Source organism: Pseudonocardia sp. GCM10023141 (genome assembly GCF_042653605.1).
Genome location: NZ_JBHSIR010000027.1, coordinates 119303 through 143293 on the forward strand (window position 1 = coordinate 119303; position 23991 = coordinate 143293).

27 protein-coding genes are annotated in these 23991 nt (G+C 73.0%); 13 read left to right on the forward strand and 14 right to left on the reverse strand.

Annotation, left to right across the window (positions count from 1 at the left end):
* Positions 1 to 32: 32 nt before the first annotated feature.
* Positions 33 to 1034, reverse strand: a complete 1002-nt coding sequence (locus ACFPFQ_RS16245) for a zinc-dependent alcohol dehydrogenase (RefSeq protein ID WP_379619518.1) — start codon at positions 1032 to 1034, stop codon at positions 33 to 35.
* Between the two features lie 17 nt (positions 1035 to 1051).
* Complete coding sequence (locus tag ACFPFQ_RS16250; protein WP_379619520.1) at positions 1052 to 1996, reverse strand: ketopantoate reductase family protein; 945 nt, start codon at positions 1994 to 1996, stop codon at positions 1052 to 1054.
* A gap of 122 nt (positions 1997 to 2118) precedes the next feature.
* On the opposite strand from ACFPFQ_RS16250, the gene ACFPFQ_RS16255 reads away from it, so the two are divergent.
* The 8 genes from ACFPFQ_RS16255 to ACFPFQ_RS16290 all read left to right on the forward strand — a co-directional run bounded on the left by ACFPFQ_RS16255 (position 2119) and on the right by ACFPFQ_RS16290 (position 9426).
* Complete coding sequence (locus tag ACFPFQ_RS16255) at positions 2119 to 2877, forward strand: class II aldolase/adducin family protein (protein ID WP_379619522.1); 759 nt, start codon at positions 2119 to 2121, stop codon at positions 2875 to 2877.
* Between the two features lie 70 nt (positions 2878 to 2947).
* Positions 2948 to 4117 (forward strand): alpha-hydroxy acid oxidase, encoded by a 1170-nt coding sequence (locus tag ACFPFQ_RS16260; RefSeq protein ID WP_379619524.1) that lies wholly within the window; start codon positions 2948 to 2950, stop codon positions 4115 to 4117.
* Positions 4118 to 4197: 80 nt separating this feature from the next.
* The gene (locus ACFPFQ_RS16265; RefSeq protein WP_379619526.1) at positions 4198 to 5409 is read left to right on the forward strand and encodes an ABC transporter substrate-binding protein; all 1212 of its coding nucleotides are present in this window, start codon (positions 4198 to 4200) and stop codon (positions 5407 to 5409) included.
* A 6-nt stretch (positions 5410 to 5415) separates the two neighbouring features.
* The gene (locus ACFPFQ_RS16270) at positions 5416 to 6279 is read left to right on the forward strand and encodes a branched-chain amino acid ABC transporter permease (protein ID WP_379619528.1); all 864 of its coding nucleotides are present in this window, start codon (positions 5416 to 5418) and stop codon (positions 6277 to 6279) included.
* The gene (locus tag ACFPFQ_RS16275) at positions 6272 to 7372 is read left to right on the forward strand and encodes a branched-chain amino acid ABC transporter permease (RefSeq protein WP_379619530.1); all 1101 of its coding nucleotides are present in this window, start codon (positions 6272 to 6274) and stop codon (positions 7370 to 7372) included. Before ACFPFQ_RS16270 ends, ACFPFQ_RS16275 begins: the two co-directional genes overlap by 8 nt.
* Positions 7369 to 8172: an ABC transporter ATP-binding protein gene (locus ACFPFQ_RS16280; RefSeq protein ID WP_379619532.1), complete on the forward strand. Its 804-nt coding sequence runs from the start codon at positions 7369 to 7371 to the stop codon at positions 8170 to 8172. The genes ACFPFQ_RS16275 and ACFPFQ_RS16280 overlap by 4 nt, the downstream gene beginning before the upstream one ends.
* Positions 8156 to 8860, forward strand: a complete 705-nt coding sequence (locus ACFPFQ_RS16285) for an ABC transporter ATP-binding protein (RefSeq protein ID WP_379619534.1) — start codon at positions 8156 to 8158, stop codon at positions 8858 to 8860. The genes ACFPFQ_RS16280 and ACFPFQ_RS16285 overlap by 17 nt, the downstream gene beginning before the upstream one ends.
* A complete protein-coding gene (locus tag ACFPFQ_RS16290) occupies positions 8860 to 9426 on the forward strand; it encodes a hypothetical protein (RefSeq protein ID WP_379619536.1) in 567 nt (188 codons plus the stop codon). Before ACFPFQ_RS16285 ends, ACFPFQ_RS16290 begins: the two co-directional genes overlap by 1 nt.
* Here ACFPFQ_RS16290 and ACFPFQ_RS16295 read toward each other — a convergent pair.
* Together ACFPFQ_RS16295 and ACFPFQ_RS16300 are read right to left on the reverse strand one after the other, a co-directional pair.
* Positions 9404 to 10159: a sugar phosphate isomerase/epimerase family protein gene (locus tag ACFPFQ_RS16295; protein WP_379619538.1), complete on the reverse strand. Its 756-nt coding sequence runs from the start codon at positions 10157 to 10159 to the stop codon at positions 9404 to 9406. The two genes, ACFPFQ_RS16290 and ACFPFQ_RS16295, sit on opposite strands and share 23 nt — an antisense overlap.
* 46 nt (positions 10160 to 10205) lie before the next feature.
* Positions 10206 to 10988: an SDR family NAD(P)-dependent oxidoreductase gene (locus ACFPFQ_RS16300; RefSeq protein WP_379619540.1), complete on the reverse strand. Its 783-nt coding sequence runs from the start codon at positions 10986 to 10988 to the stop codon at positions 10206 to 10208.
* 114 nt (positions 10989 to 11102) lie between these two features.
* Between ACFPFQ_RS16300 and ACFPFQ_RS16305 the strand changes: the two genes are divergently transcribed.
* The 3 genes from ACFPFQ_RS16305 to ACFPFQ_RS16315 are packed head-to-tail and all read left to right on the forward strand — an operon-like array spanning position 11103 to position 13799.
* The gene (locus ACFPFQ_RS16305; RefSeq protein ID WP_379619542.1) at positions 11103 to 11780 is read left to right on the forward strand and encodes a ThuA domain-containing protein; all 678 of its coding nucleotides are present in this window, start codon (positions 11103 to 11105) and stop codon (positions 11778 to 11780) included.
* Positions 11777 to 12541, forward strand: coding sequence for an SDR family NAD(P)-dependent oxidoreductase (locus tag ACFPFQ_RS16310; protein WP_379619544.1), 765 nt, complete (start codon positions 11777 to 11779; stop codon positions 12539 to 12541). The genes ACFPFQ_RS16305 and ACFPFQ_RS16310 overlap by 4 nt, the downstream gene beginning before the upstream one ends.
* 4 nt (positions 12542 to 12545) lie before the next feature.
* Positions 12546 to 13799, forward strand: a complete 1254-nt coding sequence (locus ACFPFQ_RS16315; RefSeq protein WP_379619546.1) for an MFS transporter — start codon at positions 12546 to 12548, stop codon at positions 13797 to 13799.
* Here ACFPFQ_RS16315 and ACFPFQ_RS16320 read toward each other — a convergent pair.
* Genes ACFPFQ_RS16320 through ACFPFQ_RS16355 form a run of 8 tightly spaced genes read right to left on the reverse strand, consistent with a single transcriptional unit; the run spans position 13732 to position 20613 of the window.
* Positions 13732 to 14628, reverse strand: a complete 897-nt coding sequence (locus ACFPFQ_RS16320; RefSeq protein WP_379619548.1) for a TrmB family transcriptional regulator — start codon at positions 14626 to 14628, stop codon at positions 13732 to 13734. The two genes, ACFPFQ_RS16315 and ACFPFQ_RS16320, sit on opposite strands and share 68 nt — an antisense overlap.
* A gap of 52 nt (positions 14629 to 14680) precedes the next feature.
* Positions 14681 to 15415 carry an SDR family oxidoreductase gene (locus ACFPFQ_RS16325; protein WP_379619550.1) on the reverse strand — a complete coding sequence of 245 codons (735 nt, stop codon included), beginning with the start codon at positions 15413 to 15415 and terminating at the stop codon, positions 14681 to 14683.
* 9 nt (positions 15416 to 15424) lie between these two features.
* On the reverse strand, positions 15425 to 15721 hold the full coding sequence (locus ACFPFQ_RS16330) for a Dabb family protein (protein ID WP_379619552.1): 297 nt from the start codon (positions 15719 to 15721) through the stop codon (positions 15425 to 15427).
* A gap of 16 nt (positions 15722 to 15737) precedes the next feature.
* Positions 15738 to 15956: a ferredoxin gene (locus tag ACFPFQ_RS16335; RefSeq protein ID WP_379619554.1), complete on the reverse strand. Its 219-nt coding sequence runs from the start codon at positions 15954 to 15956 to the stop codon at positions 15738 to 15740.
* Positions 15953 to 17137: a cytochrome P450 gene (locus ACFPFQ_RS16340; RefSeq protein WP_379619556.1), complete on the reverse strand. Its 1185-nt coding sequence runs from the start codon at positions 17135 to 17137 to the stop codon at positions 15953 to 15955. Before ACFPFQ_RS16340 ends, ACFPFQ_RS16335 begins: the two co-directional genes overlap by 4 nt.
* On the reverse strand, positions 17137 to 18132 hold the full coding sequence (locus tag ACFPFQ_RS16345) for a Gfo/Idh/MocA family protein (protein WP_379619558.1): 996 nt from the start codon (positions 18130 to 18132) through the stop codon (positions 17137 to 17139). Before ACFPFQ_RS16345 ends, ACFPFQ_RS16340 begins: the two co-directional genes overlap by 1 nt.
* Positions 18129 to 19145 carry an LLM class flavin-dependent oxidoreductase gene (locus ACFPFQ_RS16350; RefSeq protein WP_379619559.1) on the reverse strand — a complete coding sequence of 339 codons (1017 nt, stop codon included), beginning with the start codon at positions 19143 to 19145 and terminating at the stop codon, positions 18129 to 18131. Before ACFPFQ_RS16350 ends, ACFPFQ_RS16345 begins: the two co-directional genes overlap by 4 nt.
* A 13-nt stretch (positions 19146 to 19158) precedes the next feature.
* Positions 19159 to 20613, reverse strand: coding sequence for an FAD-binding protein (locus ACFPFQ_RS16355; RefSeq protein ID WP_379619561.1), 1455 nt, complete (start codon positions 20611 to 20613; stop codon positions 19159 to 19161).
* A gap of 165 nt (positions 20614 to 20778) precedes the next feature.
* Between ACFPFQ_RS16355 and ACFPFQ_RS16360 the strand changes: the two genes are divergently transcribed.
* Positions 20779 to 21984: a cytochrome P450 gene (locus ACFPFQ_RS16360; protein ID WP_379619563.1), complete on the forward strand. Its 1206-nt coding sequence runs from the start codon at positions 20779 to 20781 to the stop codon at positions 21982 to 21984.
* Here ACFPFQ_RS16360 and ACFPFQ_RS16365 read toward each other — a convergent pair.
* A complete protein-coding gene (locus ACFPFQ_RS16365) occupies positions 21957 to 22205 on the reverse strand; it encodes a hypothetical protein (protein ID WP_379619565.1) in 249 nt (82 codons plus the stop codon). The genes ACFPFQ_RS16360 and ACFPFQ_RS16365 overlap by 28 nt on opposite strands.
* 152 nt (positions 22206 to 22357) lie before the next feature.
* On the opposite strand from ACFPFQ_RS16365, the gene ACFPFQ_RS16370 reads away from it, so the two are divergent.
* Positions 22358 to 22531 (forward strand): hypothetical protein, encoded by a 174-nt coding sequence (locus tag ACFPFQ_RS16370; RefSeq protein WP_379619567.1) that lies wholly within the window; start codon positions 22358 to 22360, stop codon positions 22529 to 22531.
* 61 nt (positions 22532 to 22592) lie between these two features.
* Here the strand turns inward: ACFPFQ_RS16370 and ACFPFQ_RS16375 are convergent, their stop codons facing one another.
* The gene (locus ACFPFQ_RS16375; RefSeq protein WP_379619569.1) at positions 22593 to 23975 is read right to left on the reverse strand and encodes an MFS transporter; all 1383 of its coding nucleotides are present in this window, start codon (positions 23973 to 23975) and stop codon (positions 22593 to 22595) included.
* Between the last annotated feature and the right edge of the window lie 16 nt (positions 23976 to 23991).

Below are 23991 nucleotides of genomic sequence, written 5' to 3' on the forward strand. Positions count from 1 at the left end.
CTAGTAGGTCTCAGCGCAGTCTGGCACACGGGTCACGGAGCCACCAGGACCTTCACGACCTCCGCGGGCCGCTCGATCGCGTGCGCGAACGCCGCCCCGACGTCGGCGAGGGCGTACGTCGCGCTCGCGAACCGCGCGACGGCCTGCCGGTTCGCCGCGACCGTCGCCAGCGCGGGCGGGAACAGCCCGGCCCGCGCCCCGACGACGGTCACCCCGTCGAAGAGGATCCGCGGCACCGGCACCACCAGGTCGTGCGCGGCCACCCCGACGATCACGAGGCGGCCCCCGGCCCCCACCCCGTCGACCGACGCGGCCAGCCCCGACCGCGTGCCCGACGCCTCGACGGCCACATCGGCACCGGCACCGCCGGTCCACTCGGCGACGGCCGACGCGGTCGCGGCGGGGTCGACGACGCGCTCGGCGCCCAGCTCGCCCGCGAGCGCGCGCCGGGCGGGCAGCGGATCGGAGACCATGACGCGGTGCCCCGCGGCCACCGCCGAGACCGTGACGGCCAGCCCGATCGGGCCGCCACCGGTCACGAGCAGCCGCTCCCCGCCCACCAGCTCGGCCCTGGCCAGCGCCATCGCGGCGATCGAGAACGGCTCGACCAGCGCTGCCTCCGACACCGTCAGCCCGGCCGCGTCGTGCAACTGCCCGACCGGCACGACGACCCGGTCGGCCAGCCCACCGGCCAGCGCCACGCCGAGCGCGCGGAAGGCCCGGCAGGCGGGCCAGCTCCCGCGCAGGCACGGCCGGCAGCCGCCGCACGGGATCGCCGGGTCGACCGTCACGACCTGCCCGACCTGCAGCGGTCCGGAGTAGCCTGCCGGCAGCACGGCGAGGGTGCCACCGACCTCGTGCCCCTGGCGCAGCGGGAACCCCGTGTCGTGGCGCTCCCCCAGGAACATGTGCAGGTCGGTGCCGCACAGCCCGACGGCGCCGACCGCGACGACGGCGTCATCCGGGCCCGGGTCGGGGTCCGGGACCGCCTCGACCGCGATCCGGCCCGGCCCGGTGGTGACAGCAGCACGCACGGCTTCCCCTCCCCTGTTCAGCGCACGCCGGCGAGGCCGAGCAGGTCGACGACCGCCGCATGCGCCGGTACCGGCACCCCGTGGCGCTCGCCGAGGGCGCGCACCGCGCCGCCCATGCTCGACAGCTCCGTGGGCCGGCCCCTCCGCACGTCGGTGCACATGGACGTGTAGTGCTCGCCCGTGCCGGCGAAGGTGCGCGTGGCGTGCGCCCATGCCGCGTCCCGGTCGAGCGCCACGCCCTCCGCCGCGGCCACGGCGACGACCTCGTCGAACATGCGCTGCACCAGAGCCCGACCCGCGGCGCTGCTCCAGACCGTCGCGACGGTCACCCGCAGCACCGAGCTGAGCGGGCTCATCGCCGCCAACGCGAGCTTGCCCCAGATCAGCTCGGCCACCGCCGGGGTCGACGCGGTCGGCAGGCCCGCTGCCGTCAGCGCAGCCGCGACCGCGGTCCCGCGCCCCGCCTCCGCGGTGGCGTGCCCCATCGGCCCGATGCTGGTCAGCGAGTCGCCCGCCGCCGTCGACACGGAGACGGTGATCCGCCCGGGCTCCGCGAGCGCCGCTCCGACGGTGGTGGTCCCGACGAGCGCGGCGCCACCGCCGAACACGTGCGCGACCGGCACGTCGGTGCCGAGCCCGTTCTGCAGCGGGATCGCCACCCCGCCGGGTGCCAGCACGTGCGCCGCACTGCGGGCCGCCCCGGCCAGGTCGTAGGCCTTGGTGAGCAGGAGCAGCACGTCGAGACTGCCGGGCGCGACATCATCGGCGTGCGCGGCGACCGGGACCGCAACCGACCACGGCGGCCCGGTGGGCGGTTTCACCCACAGCGGGCCGGTGGCCAGCGCCCGGACGTGGGCACTCCCGCGGCCGATCAGGACGACGTCGTGCCCGGCCCGGGCGAGATGTGCGGCGAAGGCCGTGCCCATGCCGCCGGCACCGAGCACGCCGATCCGTCCCGCCATTCGGGCCTCCTCACCACTCGGAAAAGCGTCACTAGGACACTAGCGCCGCTCTCGCGAATCGGGCTAGCCTCGGCGGCCAGGCGACACGCCGCACTGACGCGGCGACCGGACCGGAGGACCCGATGAGTCTCACGGAGAGCCATTCCTCGACGCCGCACCCCGTCGTCACCGAGAGCGATCCCCGCTTCCAGATCGCGGCGGCGCGGCGGATCCTGCACCGCGAGGGCCTCGACAGCCAGGTGGGCGGTCACGTCAGCCTGCGGGTGCCCGGCGAGGAGGCGTTCCTCGTCACGCCGTTCCAGTACTTCGACGAGACGATGCCCGAGCACGTGAGCAAGGTCGGCTTCGACCTGAGCGTGCTGGAGCCGGCCCCGATCCCGCCGTCGCCGGGCATCAACTTCCACGCCTCGATCTACCGCGCCCGGCCCGACGTCAACTGCGTCATCCACACGCACGCGAAGAACATGGCGGTGCTCAGCACCACCGACACGCCCTTCGGCGTCTACTACGACTACGCCGCACTGCTGCTCGACGAGGTCGTCCCGTGGGTGGACGACCCCGACCTCGTGCCGTCGGAGGAGGGCGAGCTCATGGTGGCCGCGCTCGGCGGGCGCAAGGCGCTGTTGATGGGCCACCACGGCTCGCTGCACGTCGGCGACACGCTCGAGCGCGTCACGATGGAGGCGCTGATCATGGAGCTGTGCGCCGGGTACCAGCTCGCGGCCATGACCGTGGGCGGCAAGCCGCTGCCGCGCACGATCGCGGAGAGCTACCGCGGGGCCTACCTGAAGAACGCCTTCCGCGAGCAGATGTGGACCGCGAACTACCGGCGGCTGCTGCGCAGCGACCCCGACCTGTTCGCCGTGCTGCGCGAGGACTGACCCGCCGGTCGTTCGGAACCGCGGCGCCGTCCGACGCCGTGGTGTGCAGGACGACGCCGGGGAGGCGCGCGTGAGGCGACGCACCGCGATCAGCGTGGCCGACCTGCGCGCGGCGGCGCGCAGGCGGTTGCCGCGGATGGTGTTCGACTTCGTCGACGGTGGCGCCGAGGACGAGCAGACGCTGCGGGACAACGAGCAGGCGTTCCGCCGGTGGACGCTGCGGCCCCGGGTGCTGGTCGATGTGAGCGAGCGCCCGCAGGAGGTCACCGTGCTGGGCCGCCGGCTCGCGATACCGGTCGTGCTCGGGCCGACGGGGCTGATGCGCATGGTCGGCCACGAGGGCGAGCTCGCCGCGGCGGCCGCGGCGCACCGGTTCGGGACAGTGTCGGTCACGAGCTCCGGATCGAGCGTGTCGCTGGAGGACGTCGCCACCTCGGTGCCCTCGCCGCAGTGGTTCCAGCTCTACCCGTGGGGCGATCGCGCCATGGTGGACGCCCTGATCGACAGGGCCCGCGACAGCGGCTACGAGGCGATGGTCGTGACCGTCGACGTCCCGGTGGTCGGCGCCCGGGAGAAGGACCTGCGCAACGGCCTCACCGTCCCACCGGCGGTCAGCCTGCGCACGGGCTGGGACCTGCTGCGACACCCGGCATGGCTGGTTGGCCTGCTGACCCACCCGAAGCCGACGTACGCCAACTTCACCGGCCTGATGCCGGACGCGCGCGGCACGAGCGGGCTCGCCGCGCACACCACCGGGCTGCTCAACCCCGCGCACACCTGGCACGACCTGGAACGGATGGTCCGGCGCTTCGATGGGCCGGTGATGCTCAAGGGCGTCATGACCGGCGAGGACGCCCGGCGCGCCGTCGACGTCGGCTGCCGTGCGGTCGCGGTGTCCAACCACGGCGGGCGCCAGGCCGACTCGGTGCCGGCCGCGCTCGACGTCCTGTCCGAAGTGGTCGCCGAGGTGGCGGCCGAGGTCGACGTGCTGCTCGACGGGGGCGTGCGCCGCGGCAGCGACGTGGTCAAGGCACTCGCGCTGGGGGCCCGGGCCTGCCTGGTCGGACGCCCCTGGGTGTACGGCCTCGCCGCCGGTGGTACCGCGGGGGTCGAACGGACCCTGGAGATCCTCCGTGACGAGATCGACCGCACGCTCGCCCTCATCGGCCGGCCCGGTGTGGCGAGCCTCGACGCCTCGGCGATCGGATCAGCTGGACTCCGATCGTCGTTAGAGCCTTGACGACGTAATTCGTTGCCCATAGATTTCGGCCACGTTGCGGACGTCATACGTCCCGCACCCACTCGATGCGGAGGACCCGGATGGCTCGCAAGCCACTCCTGCTCGCAGCAGCGGCCGTCACGGCCCTGCTCGCCACAGCATGCGGAAACGTCTCGAGCTCCGGCTCCTCCGGCGGCCCGGCGCAGGCACCCCCCGGGGTCACGAACGACCAGATCACCATCGGCGCGACGCTGCCGATCACCGGCACCGCCGCGGTCGCCGGGCAGGGCCTGCAGGCCGGGATGAAGATCGCGGTCGACGAGCTCAACGGCAGCGGCGGCATCAACGGCCGCAAGGTCAACCTCGTGATCCTCGACGACGGCTACACCGCCGACCGGGTGGTCACCAACGTCCGGCGCCTGGTCTCGCAGGAGAAGGTCTACGCCCTCGTCGCGCCCGCGGGCTCGCAGGGCCTGCCGGGAACCTGGCAGTTCATCGCGCAGAACCACACCCCGGTCTGGGGCCCGATCTCCCCGGCCGACCCGAACCAGTCCGAGGTGTACCTGCTCTCCGCGACGCGGGCGAGCCAGGACCAGGTCGCGATCGACTACTTCGCCAAGAAGGGCGTGCAGCGCCTGGCCGTGATCCAGCAGGACAACGACCTCGGCGTCTCGGCGAAGCAGGCGCTCGCCGCGCAGATGCCCAAGCACCCCGAGATGAAGATCGTCGCCAACGAGACGACCCAGTCGGGCAACACCGAGGTCAGCTCGGCGGTGAACAACGTGCTCGCGGCCAAGCCGGAGGCCGTGCTGATCGCCGAGGACAACACGTCGGCGGCACTGATCCTCAAGCAGCTGCGAGCCGGCGGGATGACCGGGCCCGTGTTCGCCGACCAGGGCGGCGCCGGAACCGGCGGGCCCAGCGCCGTCGGCCCGGCGGGCGCCGCGGCGGAGGGCTTCCTCGGCGGCATGCAGGCCGACACGGTCTCCACCGACAACCCGGCGGTCGAGCACTGGCGCACCCTGGCCAAGAGCTACCAGGGCGACCAGGGCACGAGCGGGTTCTCCCTGCAGACCTACAGCTACGTCATGGCCTTCGCCGAGCTGGTCAAGCGCATGGGCAAGGACCTGTCCTACACCAACTTCACCACCACCGCCGAGGGCCTCGCCACCAACCCGATCAAGCTCGGCATGATCCCCGACATCCAGTGCGGCCCGCTGCCCGGCGGCCACACCTGCGCCCAGCAGGCCGGCATCGCGAAGTACACGGGTGGCAAGTGGGTAGTCGAGCAGCCGTTCACGGCTGCCCAGTAGGCGACCATGCTGCAGACACTCGTCAGCGGTCTCGAGTCCGGGAGCTGGTTCGCCCTGCTCGGGCTGGCCATCGTGGTGGTGATGAAGGCCGCCGACGTGCCGAACTTCGCCATGGCCGACATGGGCCTGGTCGCGACGTACGTCGGCATGTCACTGGCCGTCGCGGGCGTGCCGTTCTGGCTCGCGGTCGCGGCCACCCTCGTCTCCGGGGTACTGCTCGGCGTCCTCATCGACGTCGCGCTCATGCGGCGGCTGGCCAGGTACGGGCACTTCCCGCTGCTGCTCATGACGATCGGCCTCTCGCTGGCGCTCAACGCGCTGATCGGGCTGGTCTGGGGCCACGACCCGCGCAGCTTCCGGGCTCCGTGGACGGGTGCGACGGTCGCGCTCGGCGGCGGCGTCGGGATCGGGGTCTCCCAGATCGTGTCGATCGTGGTGGGGCTGCTCGGCGCGATCGCGATCACCGCGTTCTTCCGGAGCCCGGTCGGCGCCCAGATGCGCGCCGTCGCCGAGAACCGGGCCACGGCCCGGCTGGTCGGGGTCAACGCCGGTCGGCTCTCGGCCATCGCGTGGGGCCTCGGCGGCCTCATCGCAGCGGTCACGGTGATGCTGCAGGCGCAGTCGGCGCTCGTGTCGACACTCACCCCGGCGTCACTGATCATCTACGGTTTCGTCGCCGCGACGATGGGCGGGTTCACCTCGCTGCTGGGCACCTTCGCGGGCGGTCTGATACTCGGCATCGTCCAGCAGCTGGTCGGGACCTACATCTCGACCGCCGCCCAGTTCTCTGTGGCGCTGCTCGTCGTGTTCCTGGTGCTGGTACTGCGCCCCGACGGCTTCACGAAGGGGATGAGGTTGCGCGATGTCTGACACCGCCGAGACCACTGTCGCCACGGCCACCCCCGGCGACCGGGGGCTGCCCGCCGCCGTCGTCTCGGGGATCGCGGCGAACGCCGCGGCCGGCCGAACGGCGAAGCGGGGGTCGGGCCCCCGCAAGGCGGTCCTCGCCATCGCCGCGCTCGTCGTGCTGTTCGCGGTGCCGTTCATGGCCAACACCTACATCGTGTTCGTCGTGAGCCTCACCCTCGTCTACGCCGTCTCGACGATCGGGTTCAACCTGCTCGTCGGCTGGTCCGGGCAGATCGGACTGGCCCACGCCGCGCTCTTCGCCGTCGGTGCCTACGGCAGTGCCGTCGCCACCGCGGGCGGCGTCCCGTTCCTGCTCACGATCCCGCTGGCGGGGCTCGCGGCAGCACTGCTCGCGGTCGTGATCGGGTTCCCGGCGATCCGCCTGCGCGGGTTCTTCCTCGCGATCGCCACGCTGGCACTGGGCATGGCGATCGTCGAGCTGCTGACCTTCGCCCAGCCGATCACCGGTGGCGGCGGCGGCATGAACGTCGAGGTGTTCTCGTTGCCGGGCATCAACGACAGCGCGTCGACCTACTTCATCGTGCTCACCGTCGCCGCGATCACGTTCTTCCTGGTGCGCCGGGCGCTCATCGGTCGCTTCGGCCGGACGCTGCAGGCGGTGCGGGACCTGGGCCAGCTCACCGGCTCGCTCGGGGTGTCGGCGCTGCGCTACCGGCTCGTCGCGTTCGGCCTCTCCGGGTTCGTCGCCGCCGTCGCCGGCACGTTGTACGCGCAGCTGCAGACGTTCATCTTCCCCGCCATGTTCCAGATGAACCTGCTGGTCCCGATGCTGGTCATGGTCTTCGTCGGCGGGGCGGGATCGCTGTGGGGCCCGCTGGTCGGGGCGGGGTTCGCGATCGTGCTGACCGAGTTCTTCCAGGACCTCGGTGACCAGCAGGCGATCGCCTACGGGCTGGTGCTCATGCTCGCCATCGCGCTGCTGCCCGGCGGGCTCACCTCCCTGGCGCGCACCATCGGGGACTCCCGGTTCGCGGCCCGGTTGCCATGGCGTCGAGGATCGACGGGTAGCGACGTCGCCGAGGAGACCCCATGACCGTCCAGGAAGCCACACCGGTGGCACCCGTCGTCGAGTTCGTGGACGTCAGCAAGTCCTTCGGCGGCAACGTCGTGCTGGAGGGGGTGACGCTCGCCGTGCAACCGGGCTTCACCGGTCTGATCGGACCCAACGGCGCGGGCAAGACGACCTGCCTCAACGTGGTTTCCGGCTACCTGCAGCCCGACGCGGGCGACGTCCGGGTCGGTGGTCGCAGCGTGCTCGGGATCGCGCCGAGCCGGGTCGCCCGGCGGGGCGTCTCGCGCACCTTCCAGACCCCACGCCTCATCCCGAACCTCTCCGCGGTCGAGAACGTCATGGTCGGCGGCACCCGTCACTACCGCTACGGCCACCTCGCGGAGCTGTTCGGGCTCCCCATGGCCCGGCGCAACGAGCGCACGCAGCGCGACCGCGCCTACGAGTTGCTCGCCGACCTCGGCCTCGGTGCGATGCCCGACGGTGCAGCCGGCGGGTTCCCGATCGGCAGCCAGAAGATCATCGAGGTCGCCCGCGCCCTGCTCAACGACCCCACCCTGCTCCTGCTCGACGAGCCGGCGGCCGGTCTCGGCGCCGAGGACGTCGACAAGCTCGTGACCGGCCTCAACTCCTGGATGCGGCACCGCCCCGGCGCCGCCGTCATGATCATCGAGCACGACCTGGAGCTGATCACGCGGCTGTGCCCGGCGGTCGCGGTCCTGCACTTCGGACGCATCATCCAGTCCGGAGCGCCGAAAGACGTCCTGCGCGACCCCGTTGTCGTCGAGGCCTACCTGGGAGCCGACGTTGCTGCTGGAGATTGATCAGGCCAAGACCGGCTACGGCAGCCTGGAGGTCCTGCACGGGGTGTCGCTCACCGTCGCCGAGGGCGAGATCGTCACCGTGCTCGGGCCCAACGGCACCGGCAAGACGTCGCTGATGCGGCTGCTGTCGGGGGTGCTGCCACTGTGGTCGGGACGGATCACGTTCGCAGGCTCGGAGCTGGGCAGGCTCACCCCCGACCGGCGCGCCCGCCTGGGCCTGTGCCAGCTCCCGGAGGGCCGCGGGATCTTCCAGACCCTCAGCGTCGGGGAGAACCTCGACCTGGGGCTGGCCGCCCGAAAGGTCACCGCCGCCACGGCGCGGGCCGACCGCGACCGGGTGCTCGGCCTGTTCCCCGAACTGGCCGGGCGTCTGACGACCTCCGCGTCATCGCTCTCGGGCGGGCAGCAGCAGATGCTCGCGCTCGGCCGGGCCCTGATGAGCAAGCCCCGGCTGCTGCTCATCGACGAGCTGTCCTTCGGGCTCGCGCCACGGATCGTGCGCGAGCTGTTCGAGGTGGTGCGGGAGCTGCGCGAGACCGGCGTGACGTTCCTCGTGGTCGAGCAGCAGGCCGCGGCGCTGAAGGTGTCCGACCGCACCTACATCCTGCGCGGCGGGCGCAACGAGCTCACGCGCGCCTCCGCGGACCTCCTCGACTCGGACGAGCTCGTCGCGTCCTACCTGCGCTGATGCCGGACGCCGAGCTGCACCTGCGGCAGCTGCCGGATCTGCTGCGCGCGTTCGACCCGCCCGTCGACCCGCGGGTGCTCGCACTCGTCGACGAGGAGCACGGCCGCTGGCGCGCGCTGCACGACCGGCTCGTCGCGCTGCTGGTGCAGCTGCTCGACGTGGCCTCGGACGGGCGGCCGGTCACCGAGGTGATCACCCGGCTGATCGAGGACACCTCGGTCGGCATCGACGACCTCCTCGACCCCGGCGCCGGCACCGGGGTCGATGCCGCCGAAATCGCCGCGCTGCTGCGCGCCCACGGGTCACTGGGCACCGTGGCGGTGGACGGCCCGGTCACGACGTTCCGGCACGCGTGCGGCAGTGGCGGGCGCCACTGGGCGGCCAACCCGGACGTGACCACGGTGGCCGAGGGTGAGGTGCCCGGGATGCCGGGCGGGCGACCACGCTACTGCGCCCGGTGCGTCACGAGCATCAGGGCGCACGCGGGCGACGCCTGGACCGTCGCCCCGCCGGAGGCCCCCGGCCAGCCGTGCACGTGGACCGTCACGAACCCGCCACCCCCGTAGTGCAGCGCTGGGCGGCGGCGCGGACGTGGCGGGCCCGGGCGAGCGGGTCGAGCTCCGCGGCGAGGCGATCGGACTGCACCTCCACCGAGAGCGGCACATCCGGCGGCAGTGCCGCCACGAAGCCCGCCAGCGCCAGCACGCCCTCGCCGGGCGGCATGCGGTCGTGGCGCGCCTCGTGAGCCAGATCGGACGGCGGTGCGCTGCTCCCGACGTCGGTGAGCTGCGCGTACCCGGTCAGGGCGGGATCGGCGGCGACATCGAGAGGGGTACCCGCCCGGTAGAGGTGGAGCGGGTCGAGCAGCACGGTGGTGCCCGGCACGCAGCGCGCCACCCGCTCGGCGTCGGCACGCGTGCGCAGCGCGGTGAAGGCCATCGGTTCGAGCGCGATCCGAGTGCGGGAACCCGCGAGCAGGGCGGCCAGTTCGGCCACCCGATCGATCGTCTCCGCCTCATCGGGGTTCTGGGAGACGGTGAGCAGGAAGCGCGCACCCAGCGTCGCCGCGGTCCCGGCGAGCTCGCGGTGGGCGTCGGAGAGCGGCCCGGGGAGCAGCCGCACCACCTCCACGTCGAGCAGCCCGACCCCGGTGGCGCGCAGCGCGGCCGCGACGCCGGCCGCCTCAGCCCGTGGCCGACCGAGGCGCACCCCGCACAGCGGGTACCCGGCCTCGGCCGCGCAGGCGACGACGGCATCGGGAGCGAGGTCGAGCACCGTGCCCGCCGCGAGCGACAGCATCGGTCCGCAAGACGACGTACTGATACCAACGACTATCACCGCAGAATCAGCGCGCACCGTCGAGACCGACCGAGTCGACGACGGCGGGCCGCGGCATCTTGTCGAGCGCACCCACCGTGATCCCGCCGTCGACGGCCAGCGTCTGCCCGGTGAGGTAGGCGGCCTTGTCGGAGCCGAGGAACAGGACCGTCTCCGCCACGTCCTCCGCGGTGCCCAGCCGACCCAGCGGGACGCGCGCCTGGCGCAACCTGCGGGCCTCGGGGTCGGCGTTGATCGCCTCCGACATCCCCGCGTTGATCAGGCCGGGCGCCACGGCGTTGACCCGCACGCCGCCGCTGCCCCACTCCAGCGCCATGTGCTGGGTCAGCATGATCACCCCCGCCTTGGAGGCGGTGTAGGCGCCCGCGTTCGGCGACGCCGCGATCCCGTTGATCGACGAGATGTTCACAATGGCCCCGCCACCAGCCTCGATCATCCGGCCGGCCGCGCAGCGCGACACCAGGAAGGTGCCCGTCAGGTTCACGTCGACCGCCGAGCGCCAGTCGGCGGCCGACAGCGTCAACAGCGGGCCGAACCGGACCACGCCTGCGTTGTTCACCACCAGCGACGGCGCCTCGGGCAGCGCGTCGATCGCCGCCCGCACCGAGTCCTCGTCCGCCACGTCGACCACCGAGCTGACGCACTCGTCACCGAGCTCGGACGCGAGCGCCGCAACACCCGCCGCGTCGACGTCCCACGCCGCCACGCGATAGCCCGCCTTGATCGCGAGGCGCACGATCACGGAGCCGATCCCGTTGCCCGCACCGGTGACCACAGCCCATTGCGTCATTCTCACCCCTCGTCGTCGTCATCCAGGTAACGACGCTACTGGGCGTCGCTTGCTCTGACCATAGGGCGACGTTAGATTCCTAACGTCGATCCTCGAACAGGGAGGCCCCACCCCATGGCGCCACGCCGTGCCATCGTCCTCTCCGGGGGACCGACCCACGACTTCCCGGCCACCACGGCCTGCCTCGTGGGCCTCCTCGAGGAGCACGGGCTGGCCCCCGAGGTCCACGAGGACGTCGACGCCGGGCTGCGGGCCCTGCCCGGGGCCGCGCTGCTCGTCGTCAACGCGCTGCGCTGGACGATGGCCGGCCCGGGCACACCGGACCGGTACCGGACCCGGGCGGCAGCCGAGGGCGTCTCCCCCGCACCCGACGCGCGCGCGGCATTCGATGCGCACCTGGGAGCCGGCGGTGGCGTGCTCGGCATGCACACTGCCAGCATCTGCTTCGACGACTGGCCGCAGTGGGCGGCCGCACTGGGCGGCGCGTGGCGCTGGGGCGCCTCGTCGCACCCACCGCTGGGCCCGGTCGCCGTGGCGGTGGCCGCACCGTTCCATCGCCTCGTCACCGGCGTGGCCGACTTCGGGATCGAGGACGAGGTGTACACCGATCTGGAGCACGCCACCGCCGTGGACCCCCTGCTCGTCGCCGACGGGCAGCCGCTGCTGTGGTCGCACGAGCACGGTGGCGGCCGCGTCGTCTACGACGCGCTGGGCCACCACCCCCCCTCCTACGACGTGCCGGAGCACCGCGAGATCGTGCGCCGCTCGATCGCCTGGCTGGTGGCGGCATGACACGCGAGATCAAGGACATGTCGGTGCTGGTCACCGGCGGGGGCTCGGGGATCGGGGCCGCGGTCGTCGCCCGACTGGTCGCCGCTGGAGCGCGGGTGACCCTCACCGGCCGGCGCGCCGAGAAGATCGAGGCCGTTGCCGCACAGGCCGGTACCGGGGCACTCGCCATCGTCGGTGACGTCACCGACGATGCCGACCGGCAACGGATCCTCGACGCCGCGGTCGAGCACGGCGGCGGGCTGGAGCTGCTCGTGCACGGCGCCGGGAACATGTACCGCGGCGCGCTGCAGGACCTCGACGAAGCCCGGCTCGTCGAGGTGTTCACCTCCAACACCATCGCCCCGATGCTGCTCACCGGGCTGGCGCTGCCGCACCTGCGCGACAGCCACGGCGCGGTGGTCTTCTTCGGGTCCGTGCACACGCAGCGCGCCTTCCCGGGAGCCTCGCCCTACGCGGCGACGAAGGGGGCGCTGGAGACACTGACGGGCGTGCTGGCCGCAGAGCTGGGCCCCCAGGGCGTCCGGGTCAGCTGCGTGCGTCCCGGCGGCGTGCTGACCGAGATCAACCAGCGCGCGGGCCTGTTCGACGACGCCGAGGCGGCACAGCGCATGCAGAGCCTCGACACGGCGCACGCGTTGGGCCGCAGCGGCACCCCCGACGAGGTCGCCGAGGCCGTCGAGTACCTGGCCCGCGCGGAATGGGCCACCGGCGCGGTACTGACCATCGACGGCGGGCTCTCACTCGGCGTCACGAACGCCTGAGCGGGTGGCAGCAGCGGGGGCGGGGCGGGCGCAACGGGCGGCCCGCCCGGCCGCCACCGTCGCGGTCGGCACGCTCGCCACCGGGCTGGGCGCCTACCTCGGGTTCGTCCCCGGCTTCCTCGCCCCGGTCCTGCAGTCCGACCTCGACCTGACCCGGACGCAGATCGGCGTGCTCGTCGGCGTGTTCTACGGCGCCACCGGCGTCGGGTCGCCGTTCGCGGGCCGGGTCGCCGACCGGATCGGCGGGCGCCGGGCGATCACGCTGGACCTGCTGCTCGTGGCAGCCACGCTCGCCGTCAGCGCGCTCGCGCCCGGCTACGGGGTGCTGCTGGCCTGCGCTGCGACCGCCGGGTTCGGCTACGCCCTGACCAACGCCGGCACCAACATCGCGGTGGCCGTGGCGGTACCGCGCCACCGCCACGGCGTCGCGCTCGCGACCAAGACGGCCGGCGTGCCGCTGCTGGTGGCCGTCTCGGCCCCGGTGGCCACCGCGGCCGGGGTGGCCGCGGGCTGGCAGCCGGTCTACCTCGGCACCGCCGTGATCGTGCTCGCGGTCGCGGTGTGTGCCGCCGTCGTCCTGCCCGACGGCCGTACGCGCCGCGGCTCGCCATCGGCCCGGACGCTGCCGCGCCGCTTCGGTTGGTTCCCCATCGCCGCGTTCCTGCTGATCGCGGGCTCGCAGCCGCTCTACTCGTGGGTCGTGGCGTGCCTGCACGAGGCGGGCGGCCTGTCGTTGACGCTGGCCGGCGCGTTCACCGCCTGCGGCTCACTCGCGGGGATCGGCGGGATGGTGCTCGCCGCCCGCCGCTCGGACCGCGCGGCGGCCGCCTCGCGCATCCCGGCCATCGTGGGGTTGTGCCTGGTCACGTTCGGCGGCGAGGGCCTGCTCCTCGCCGGGGTGTTCACCGGACCCGTCCCGATGGTCGCCGGGCTCGTCGTGGCGACCGTCGCGCAGCTGTCGGCGGTCGGGATCATGCACGCGGCCGTCGTCGCCGCCGCGCCGCACGCCGTCGGCCGGGCCTCCGGCGTGACGATGGCCGGCTACTACGCGGGGGCACTGATCGGGGCACCGGTGTTCGGCGCGATCGTCGACGCGACCGGTGGCTACGGCCTCGCGTGGACGATCTCGGCGGTGCTGGTGCTGGGCGGCGCGGCTGCCTTCGCGCGCTGCCGCCGGGTCGGGGAGACGGTCAGCCCGGCTGCGACGGCCGGCGGCGCGGACGGCGCGGCGGCAACGATCCCCCCGCGCTCCGCTTGAGCAGCGCGGCCGGGGCCCCGTGGTCGGCGCGGAGCCGGTTCACGGCCGGGTCGGAGGTCCAGAACTGCTCGAACTCCCCGAGGTCGAACTTCTCGGCGATCAGGTGCATCGCGATGTCATGGCGGACGTACTCGACCGCGACCAGTACGACGGCGGGGTCGTCGGTGTAGACGCCCCACGCGTCGCCGTTGACGATGCCGCCGATCACGGCCTGCTCCCGGTCGGCGGAGACGACGAGCAGCCGGCAGCCGAGGTTCTCCAGCACGACCTCGGGCTTGGAGAACCGGTGCGCGATGGTGTTCCCGACGGGCTCGGGGTCCTCACCGAACGAGACGACCGACACGTCGACGCCCTCGTCGGAGGCGCGCCGCACCAGCGGCTTGAGCGGTTCGATCTCCTGCGGCCACCCGGACAGGAACAGGTCGTTGCGCGCGGCGGCGACGACGTCCTCGGCCCTGGCCAGCAGCGACGCCCGGTCCGACAGGTTGTGCACGAGGCGCACCTGCGGCGGCGAGGCCACCTCGGGCAACGCCTGACGCAGTGCGTCGATCGACTGATCGAACTCGCGGCGCATTCGGTCGAGCAGCGCGGTGGGCGGCAGCGAGATGTAGCCGACGCTGGCCTCACCCGCGCGCACCTCGTAGGCCGCGCCGCGGCCGACCAGCTTGCCCAGCGTCTCGTAGACGGTGCTGCGCGGAACCCCGGAGCGCTTCGCGACCTCGTAGCCGTTGAGCGGGGTACCGGCACCGACGAGTGCCACGTAGGCCTTCGCCTCGTAGCCGGACATGCCGAGGCGTTGCAGCTCCTCGATCACGCTCTGCTGAGACATTCTCCCCCGCCCTTCACCGCCACCGGTCCGGCGGCCCATCGTGGCAGCCACCTCAGAGCAGGGCCTGGTAGGCCCCGCCGTCGACCGGCACCGCCGTACCCGTCAGGTAGCCGGCATGGGCCGACGCCAGGAACGCGACGATCCTGCCGAAGTCCGCCGGCGCCCCGATGCACCCCGCCGGAATGCCGTCGGTGACCGGATCGTCACCGTACACGCTGGTCACACGGGCCGTGGCGTGCAGCCCGGGCTGCAACGAGTTCACCGTGACGCCGTCGGCGGCGACCTCGCGGGCCAGCGTCTTGAGGAAGCCGGTGAAACCGCTGCGCGCGGTGTTGGACAGTGCCAGGTTCGGGTAGGGCTGGCGCACTCCGAGCGAGGTGATGGCGACGATGCGTCCCCACCGCTGCGCGCGCATCCCCGGCACCGCGGCGAGGCACATCCGCACCGGCGCGAGCAGGCTGCGCTCGAGCGCGGGCTGGTAGGTCTGCGGCGCGGTCTCGGCGATCGTGCCCGGCGGCGGTCCAGGGCCGTTGACCACGAGGATGTCCAGCCCGCCCAGCGCAGAGCGGGCGTGCTCGACGAACCGCGCGGCGGCCTCGGGGTCGGTGAGGTCGGCGACGGTCCAGCCGGTACCCAGCTCGGCCGCGGCGGCCTCCGCCCGCCCCGCGTCGGAGCCGCAGATCGTCACCTGCACGCCCTCGGCGACCAGCGCCGCGGCGGCGGCCCGGCCCAGCCCGGCCGTCGCGGCGGCGACGGCCGCCCTGCGTCCTGCGATGCCCAGATCCATCGGTTCGCCTCAGGTCTCGTGCTGCACGGCGGCGCGGCTGTGCAGGATCGGCCGGATGTGCTCGGCGATCATCCGCTGGTGCCGCGGGTCGGCCGCGTAGGCCAGGTAAGTCGCACGGTCGGGGAGGTCGACGACCACGGCCGTGTCGAAGTTGCCCTCGGCCAGCGCAGCATCGGGGCCGACGGTCAGGGTGCCGAACCCGGCCGCGTCGCGGCCCCATTGCTGCAGCGCAGCCAGCGCGCCGGCACGTTGCTCGGCGGTGCTCTCGGACGTCCACCGGAACAGCACCACGTGTCGGAAGCCCATCAGCTCTCGTCCCCCATCAGAGTTCCACCTCGGCGCCCAGCTCGTCGTGCACCCGGATCGCGCCCGACGGGCACACCCTGGCCAGCTCGACCAGCGCGGCATCCGACAGCCCCGGGTGCCCGGGGACGGCCTCGGCGAGCTCGTCGTCGTCGAAGTCGAACGCCTCGGGCGCGTCGGCGACGCAGCGACCGGAGCTGATGCAGACGTCCTTGTCGACCGTTGCCGTGTAGGTCACGTGCTTCCTCCCAACAGGACCGGGTAGCGGCCCCAGTACGGGCGCGCGGTGTTGGCATCGCGCTCCGGCGCGTGCTCGGGATCGCGGCGCACGCCAGCGGCGAACAGGTGCTGGACCGCGCCGGTGACCAGCCCGAACAGGTGCGTCGCCGGATCGACGGCACTGCCCGGGACGACACCGGCGGCCAGGTCCTGACCGATGCACACGTGCATCCCGGCTGCGAACGACAGTCCGAACGGCGCCACCCCCGGCGGCACGGCCCGACCGGGGTCGAACCCGGCGGCATCCGGCCCGAACAGCTCGGGATCGCGGTTGACGGCCAGCAGGTCGATCACCACCGTCGCGCCTTCGGGGATCTCCGTGCCCGACCGCAGCCGGACGGGGGCGAGCGCGCGACGGCGGCCCGTCGGACTCGACGGGTTGAGCCGCACCGTCTCGTGCACGCAGCGCTGGACGAACAGCGCGTCGGTCGCGGCGCGGTCGGCGTCCTCAGGATGGTCCCCGATCCAGCCCAGCATGTGGTCGATGGCGCGCACGAACGCGGTTGCGGACGTGTGCGCGGCCGCGAGCAGGAAGAACGCCACCTCACGGCGCAGCGCGGCGTGGGTGATGCCCAGCTCGGCCTCGTGCTCCAGCAGGCAGGCGAGCACGTCGCGCGGGCGGTCGTCCGGATCGAGCGCGCGCCTGCGCTCGATCGACGGTGCGAGGAACTCCGCGTCCCAGTCCAGCAGCGCCTGCGCGATCACCGCGCGCTGGGCGTCCCTGTCCTGTGTTGAGTGCGCGAGCGTGGCGCCCTCGATGAACCGCATCATGTACGCGTAGAGGCGCGCGGTCTCCGCGGCGGTCCCGTCGGGGCGGTCGACGCCCGCGGTCAGTGCGGCGAGGTTGAGCATCAGCTCGTGGCCCAGCGGGACGAGGTCGACCCGGCCGGCCACCACGTACGGCGCCACCGTGGCCGCAGTGACCGCGGGGAACAGCTCCCGCTCGTAGAGCTCGAAGGTCTCGCGCCGGAACAGCCGGTTCTCGACGCGGCGCCGCGCCCGGTGCTCGTCACCGTGCAGGTTGACGAGGGTGTCGGCCATGACGATCTCGCCCTCGTCGTAGAGCGACTGGCGCAGGTCGCGGCTGCGGTAGGCGTCCTTCGCGTCGGCGAACGTGCTGAGCACGACGGTGGCGGCCATCAGCGCTCCACCTCCTCGGCCACCTGCAGGGCGGCGACACCGTCGGCGAAGGTCGGCACGCCCGCGCCGCCGGCCGCGATCCGCCGGACCAGCTCGGCGAACGGATGGGTCGCGGGCTCGTCGCCGGGCACGACGAGGTCGGTGAGGCCGGGGTCGGCGGCCCGGGCTCCCTGCAACCGGACGGGGAAGTGGCCGGTGTGGCCGGCGGCGGTCGCGACGAGGGTGCCGGCGCTGCCGTGGGCCACCAGCCGCCAGCCGTCGCCGTGGTGGGCGACCCAGGAGGTGTGCACCGAGCAGACGGCGCCGTCGGGCAGGAGCGCGCTGAACGCGGCGCTGTCGACGCTCGTGGCGGCCCGGCCGCCGGGCCACTCGGCGAGCCGGGTCGCGACGGTGCCGCCGACGACGTCGAGCTCGCCGAAGATCCAGCGCAGCAGGTCGGCGGTGTGCAGCCCGTGCACACGCAGCGAGCTGGCCCCGTCGGCGGCGTCGGCGCACCAGCCCGACGCCGCGACGGCCTCGGGCCGGGTGAACGTCGGGTAGAACGCCGTGGCCACCACGTTCTCGACAGTGCCGAGGTACCCGTCGGCGACGAGCCGGTGCAGCTCCTGCAGGCCGGGCCAGAACCGCGACTGCATGTCGACCCAGCCCGACCGGCCGGCCGCGGTGGCCGCCTTCACCAGCGCCTCACCGTCGCCGACGGTCAGGGCCAGCGGCGCCTCGCACAGCACGTCCTTGCCCGCCGCGAGGGCCGCCTCGACCATCTCCTGGTGCCGGCTCGGTCGCGTCGCGATGTCGACGAGATCGACGTCGGGATCGGCGCACAGCGCGGCGAACCCGACGTGCGGGCGAGCCCCGAACCGGCTCGCGACGGCCTCGGCGGTGTCGGCGTGCGCCGTCGCCAGCGCGACCAGCTCGACCCCGGGCAGTTCCGCGTAGACGGGCAGGTGGGAGCCCGTCGCGTAGCCGGCGCCGATGACGCCCACCCGCAGCGTCATACCGCGGCCACGGTGGGCTCGAGTGCGGGCAGTACCTCGGTGCCGAACAGCTCCATCGCCTCCAGCACGGCGGCGTGGTCGGGTCCCGTCGGGTAGCGGAAGATCATCAGGAAGTCGTCGACGCCGGCCTCGTCGCGGAAGCGGCCGATCGTCTCGACGCACTCCTGCGGCGTCCCGAACACGAAGCGGTCCTTGACGAACTCCTCCAGCGTGATGTCCGCCGACGAGGTGACGCCGGGCAGGTCGGTGATCGCGCCGTAGTCGAACAGGGTGCGGGCCATGGCCAGCGCTGTGTCCCCGAACGCGTCCAGCGCCGCCTCCCGCGAGGTGTAGGGCCAGCAGAACCGGATCGACGTGACGTGCGGCTCCCGGCCCTCGGCGACCGCGGCGGCGCGGTACTGCCCGGCCATCGCGGTCATCGTCTCCAGCGACATCAGCGCGTTGGTGATCCAGCCGTCGCCCAGGCGCCCCGCCCGGCGCAGCCCGCCCGGCGTCCACGCGGCGAGGTGCAGCGGCACGCCGCCGTCCTGGTAGGGCTTCGGGATCACGCTGACGTCGTCGAAGCGGTAGATCTCGTCGGCGAAGGAGAAGCGCTCCTGCCTCCAGGCCGTGCGCAGGATGCGCAGCGTCTCGTCGAAGCGCTGCGCGCGGTCGTCCCAGCCCACCCCGGCCGTCTCGTAGTCGACGGGCAGGTAGCCGACACCCAGGCCGAGCCAGGCGCGGCCGCCGGAGAGCTGGTCGAGCATCGCGGCGTCCTGCGCCAGCACGACAGGGCTGTAGAGCGGCGCGATCGCGATGGCCGTGCCGACCTTGACGCGCTGCGTGCGCGCCGCGATCGCGTAGGCCAGGTGCAGCGGCGAACCGAAGTACTCCTCGGAGTACTTGTGCTCGGTTGTCAACGCGGCCGAGAACCCGAGCCGGTCCGCGGCTTCGGCCTGCTCCAGGATCTCACCGAGGACCTGGTGCGGGTCGCCGGTGACGAGACCCTGGGTGAACAGCACTCCTACCGACACGCGACGACTCCGCTCACGAGGTGGACGATTCGAGGTGCACCAGCGCGATGCGGGTGTCGAGCATGCTGGGCAGCCCGGCGCCCTGGACGCCGGGCCGGGTGGTGAGGTCGTCGACCCCGCGAGCGGCGGCCCGGCCGGCGACCCGGCCCAGCGTCAGACCGCCGCAGATGTGGATGCCACCGAGGTCGGCAACGGCGTTGAGGCCGCCCGCGCAGTCGCCCGCCGCGAACAGGCCCGGGATCGGCGCGCCGAACACGTCGACGACCTGCATGTCGGTGGTGGTGGTGAACCCGCCGGAGCAGAAGTTGATGCCCTCGACCATCGGCACGGCCGTGAACGGGCCGGTCGCGCAGTGGCGACGGCCCGGCGGCAGCACGACCCGGCCGAAGTCCGGGTCGGTGGTGGCATCGGTGTCGAGGAACGCGTTCCAGCGCTCGACGGTGGACACCAGCGCGGCGGCGGGCACCCCGATCAGCGCGGCCAGCTCGGGCAGGGTGTCGGCCGTCACGGTGGGCTCTGGCATCTGGGACAGCAGCGTGGCCTTCTCGCGGGCGACGACGTCGTCGAGCAGGTAGTGGGCGCGCCTGCCGGGCTGCGCGTGCATCCGCTCGACGCGCTCGTCGTACGGGCCGGCCTCGTCGTGGAACCGGGTGCCCGCCTCGTTGACGGCGATCGCGTCCTCCACCACCGACGACGAGACGATCACCAGCGGCGGCACGAACGTCATGTTGACCAGGTCGCCGCCGACGGCCTGGCCCATCAGGTGACCGTCGCCCCTGCAGGTGTCGATCCCGAGGTAGGGGGCACGCGCGACGAACTCGGGCTGGTAGCGCTGCCGCAGCAGCGGGTTGGACTGGTAGCCGCCTGCCGCGAGCACCACGGCCTTGCGCGCGCCGACGACGAACGCGGCGCCGCCGTCCGCGGGCCGCACGACGGCCCCCGTGACCCGGCCGGCCTCGGTGACGAGCCGCTGCCCGAGGTGCCCGTGGAGCGTGGTGACGCCGGGCCGCTCGAAGTCGGGCTGGAAGGCGCGGCCGAGCATCCAGGTGTCCTCGATCGCGGCCATCCGGTCGATCGTGTGCTGCTTGGGCCGCGGGATGAACCGGGAGAACCGCACGCCGCGTTCGGTGAGGATCCCGTAGGTCTCGGCGCTCTCCGTGGCGAACAGGCGCACGATGTCCTCGTCCCAGACCACCCCGAACTGATCGCGGGCCAGCTCGACCATGTGCCGGGCATCGGAGACGAAGACCTCGACGTCGTCGACGATGCCCTGATCGGCCTGCATCTGCGAGCCCACGAAGGCGAGGTACCCCGTGGACCACACGGCGTTGCCGCCGATGTGCTGCATCGGCTCGACGGCGATCACCTCCGCGCCCTCGGCCGCCGCGGCCGCCACGGCCGCCATCCCGGCCGGGCCGGTGCCCAGCACGACGACGTCGGCTACCAGGGTCGGGCTGAGATCGGACACGGGCGTCCTCCACGATGAGCCGGGCCTCGCGACGGCATGACCATGCCCTTCCGACCCAAGCGGCGTCAAGACACTGACGACGATAGGGAAGCCTGGACGATGCCCGCCGCAGCAGGGTAGCGTCGTTAGGGCCATCACTCCTACTTCTGCGCAACGAGGCGGAGCATGACCACGATCACCCTCGACCGCTACGCGGACGTGCGGGACGCCTTCCGGCAGCACGACCTGCGCCAGGACATGTACGACGCCGGCGGACTGGTGATGGCCGACTGCCTACTCGTCCTGCACGGAGCCGAGCACCGGGTGCGGCGCCGGGTGGAGAACCGGCTGTTCCGCCGTGGCACGTTTCGGCACTGGGAGCACTCGTTCCTGCGCGACGTCGTGCGCGACACACTGGTGCCGTTCGTCGCAGCCGGGCGGGGCGACCTGGTGGAGATCGGCTATCGCACCGTCATGAACCTGACGGCGATGGTCGCCGGGGTGGACCGGCCGACGGGCAGCGACGCCGAGATGATCGCGGCGACCGACGAGCTCTACCGCTTCGCGAAGAAGTTCAGCGAGGGCGCGACGCTGGTGCACACCACCCGCGACCCCCGCGAGGTGCAGGCCGAGGTGCAGGCGGCGCTCGACGAGTTCGACGCGACGTTCCTGCAGCCCTCGATCGCGCGCCGGCAGGCATTGCTGGCCCGCTTCGACGCCGGGGAGATCACCGAGGACGAGCTGCCCCGCGACGTCCTCACCGCGCTGCTGCGCCACCGCGACGAGCTGGGGGTGGACGACGATGTCATCCGCCGCGAGTGCGCCTTCTACCTGCAGGCCGGCTCGCACAGCACGGCCAACGCGTTCACCCACGCTGCGCACGACTACTTCACGTGGAGCGCCGATCGGGACGCCTCGACCGACCCGGCGCTGCTGCAGCGCTGCGTCTACGAGTCACTGCGCCTGCACCCGGCGAGCCCCGTCGCGCAGCGCCGGGCGCTGGCCCCGATCCGGTTGCGCGGCGGCACGGAGATCGCCGAGGGCACCGTCGTCGTCATGGATCTGGCGGGCGCCAACCGCGACGCCGCGGTGTTCGACCGGCCGCTGGAGTACGACCCGCTGCGCGAGGTCCCCGACGACGTCCCGCGCTGGGGCCACGCGTTCGGTGGCGGCATGCACGCGTGCATCGGCACCGAGCTCGCCGGCGGGGTGCCGGGCCCGAGCACGGGCACAGCAGGAGAGGGCGAACAGGTGCTCGGCACCGTCACCCTGATGCTGGGAGCCCTGCTGGCGGCCGGCGGGCACCCGGACCCGGACGGCCCGGCCGAGCGCGACCCCCACTCCGCCCGCGAGCACTTCGGGCGCTACCCGGTGGCCTTCCCCACCAGCTGAGGGGCCGCCCCGCCGCCCAGCGCGGCCCGGGCCGCGATCCGCCCGGAGCAGGACGCCTCGGACAGGTTCGCGCCGTCGGCCGGGTAGAGCATCCCGACCGGCCGGCCCAGCTTCCCGGCGGCGTAGCGGCCCTCGATCGGCTCGTCGAACGGGTTTCGCGCCCGGCCGGCGGCGCGGCGCGGGCCACCGCAGGTGTTGGGCCACCGCAGGTGTTGGGCCACCCGGGTAGAGCGGCACGCAGTAGGAGGGCTGCGTCCGGCGGCACGAGCGTCTCGGGATCGCACCCCACCGCGTCGACGCCGGACGCGCAGCCCGCGTTGTACGCATCGACGCAACGCTCGTAGTCGAAGTGGGGCACCTCGTCATAGAAGCCGTGCAGCAGCTTCGGCTGCTCTCCAAGATCGAGAACGCACATCCGTCGTGCAGCCTGACCACTCTCACGGCGCTCGCCGGCTTCCTCGATGTGCCGGCCACCTCGCTGTTTCGCGACGCCGACATCCCCGCGTGGCCGAGGCGCGACCAGGCTGTCCGGAGATCGGCTCGATGATGATGCGGCTCGGTCGTTGCTGCGCCGGCCTACAGCCCGTCATCGGCACGGATCGCGGGCGTCACGACGCTGCGCCGTCGGTAGCGGCCATCGGCTCACGGGTGTTCGCGATACCGAGCTCGGTCGGTGCCGACGTCCCGTCGCGCACGTCGGCCAGTTCGACACCCTTGGTCTCCGGCAGGACGAGGACGGCGACGAAGCTGATGACGGCAGCCGCCATCATCGCGAGCGCAAGCAGCGCCGGGTTACCCCCCCGCAGCGCGACGAGCGCGACGGCAATGACCGGGGCCGGGCCCGAGAGCACAGCGCCGGTGATCTCCCGGCTGAGCGCGAAGCCGCTGAACCGGTAGGCCGAGGGGAACAACTCGGCGTAGTACGCGGCCTGGGACCCGAAAACGGCCAGACAGCTGCCGAACGCGAGCCCGAAAGCGAGGAGGATGAGCAGGGTGTTTCCCGTGTCGAGGAGCCAGAAGAACGGGAACGGCACGATCGCGCAGATCGCGGTGACGACGAGGTAGGCGGGTCGGCGCCCGGCGCGGTCGGCGTAGATGCCCACGAGCGGGATGGCCACGGCTCCCACCGCGCACCCGAACAGCAGTGCGACGAGCGCAGTGGTGCCGGAGACGCCCTTGCCCGCGAGGTAGCTCAGCGAATAGGTCTGCACCACGTAGATGTTCAACGCGATCACCACGTTGGTGAGCATCACGAGCACGAACCGCTTCGGCATCACCCTGATCATCGTCAGGGCCGGCACCTTGGTGCCGGCCCGCGCCGCGCGCAGATCCTCGAAGACGGGCGACTCCGGCACCCGCAGCCGGATCAACAGCCCGATGCCGACGACGAGGATGCTGAGCAGGAAGGGCACCCGCCAGCCCCAGCTCAGCAGCTGCTCGCGGGGCAGGGTGGCGACCACGGCACTCACCGCGGCCGCCAGCCCGATCCCGAGGAACACCCCCGCGGCCGGCATCGACGCGTAGTAGCCACGGCGCTTGGTCGGCGCGAACTCGGCGACCATGGTGACCGCGCCGACGTACTCCGCCCCCACCCCCAGGCCCTGCAGCAGCCGGCACACCACCAGCAGTATCGGTGCCAGGATGCCGACCGCGCCGTAGGTCGGCAGCAGCCCGATCGCCACCGTCGCGATGCCCATCAGCATCAACGTCCCGACGAGGGAGATGCGGCGGCCGTACCTGTCGCCGATGTGTCCGAACAGGATCGCCCCGAGCGGACGCGCGAAGTACCCGACGCCGAACGTCGCGAAGGCCGCGACCAGGCCGGCCGTGCTGGAGAACTGCGGAAAGAACAGGGTGCTGAACACCAACGCCGCGGCCTGGCCGTAGATGGCGATGTCATACCACTCGATGACGCTGCCGATGACCGTTCCCGGGATGAGCCGCTTGCGCGACTCCTCCCAGACCTGCTCGCGAGTCTCGCTCGGGTTCATGGTGGCTCCTCCTTGA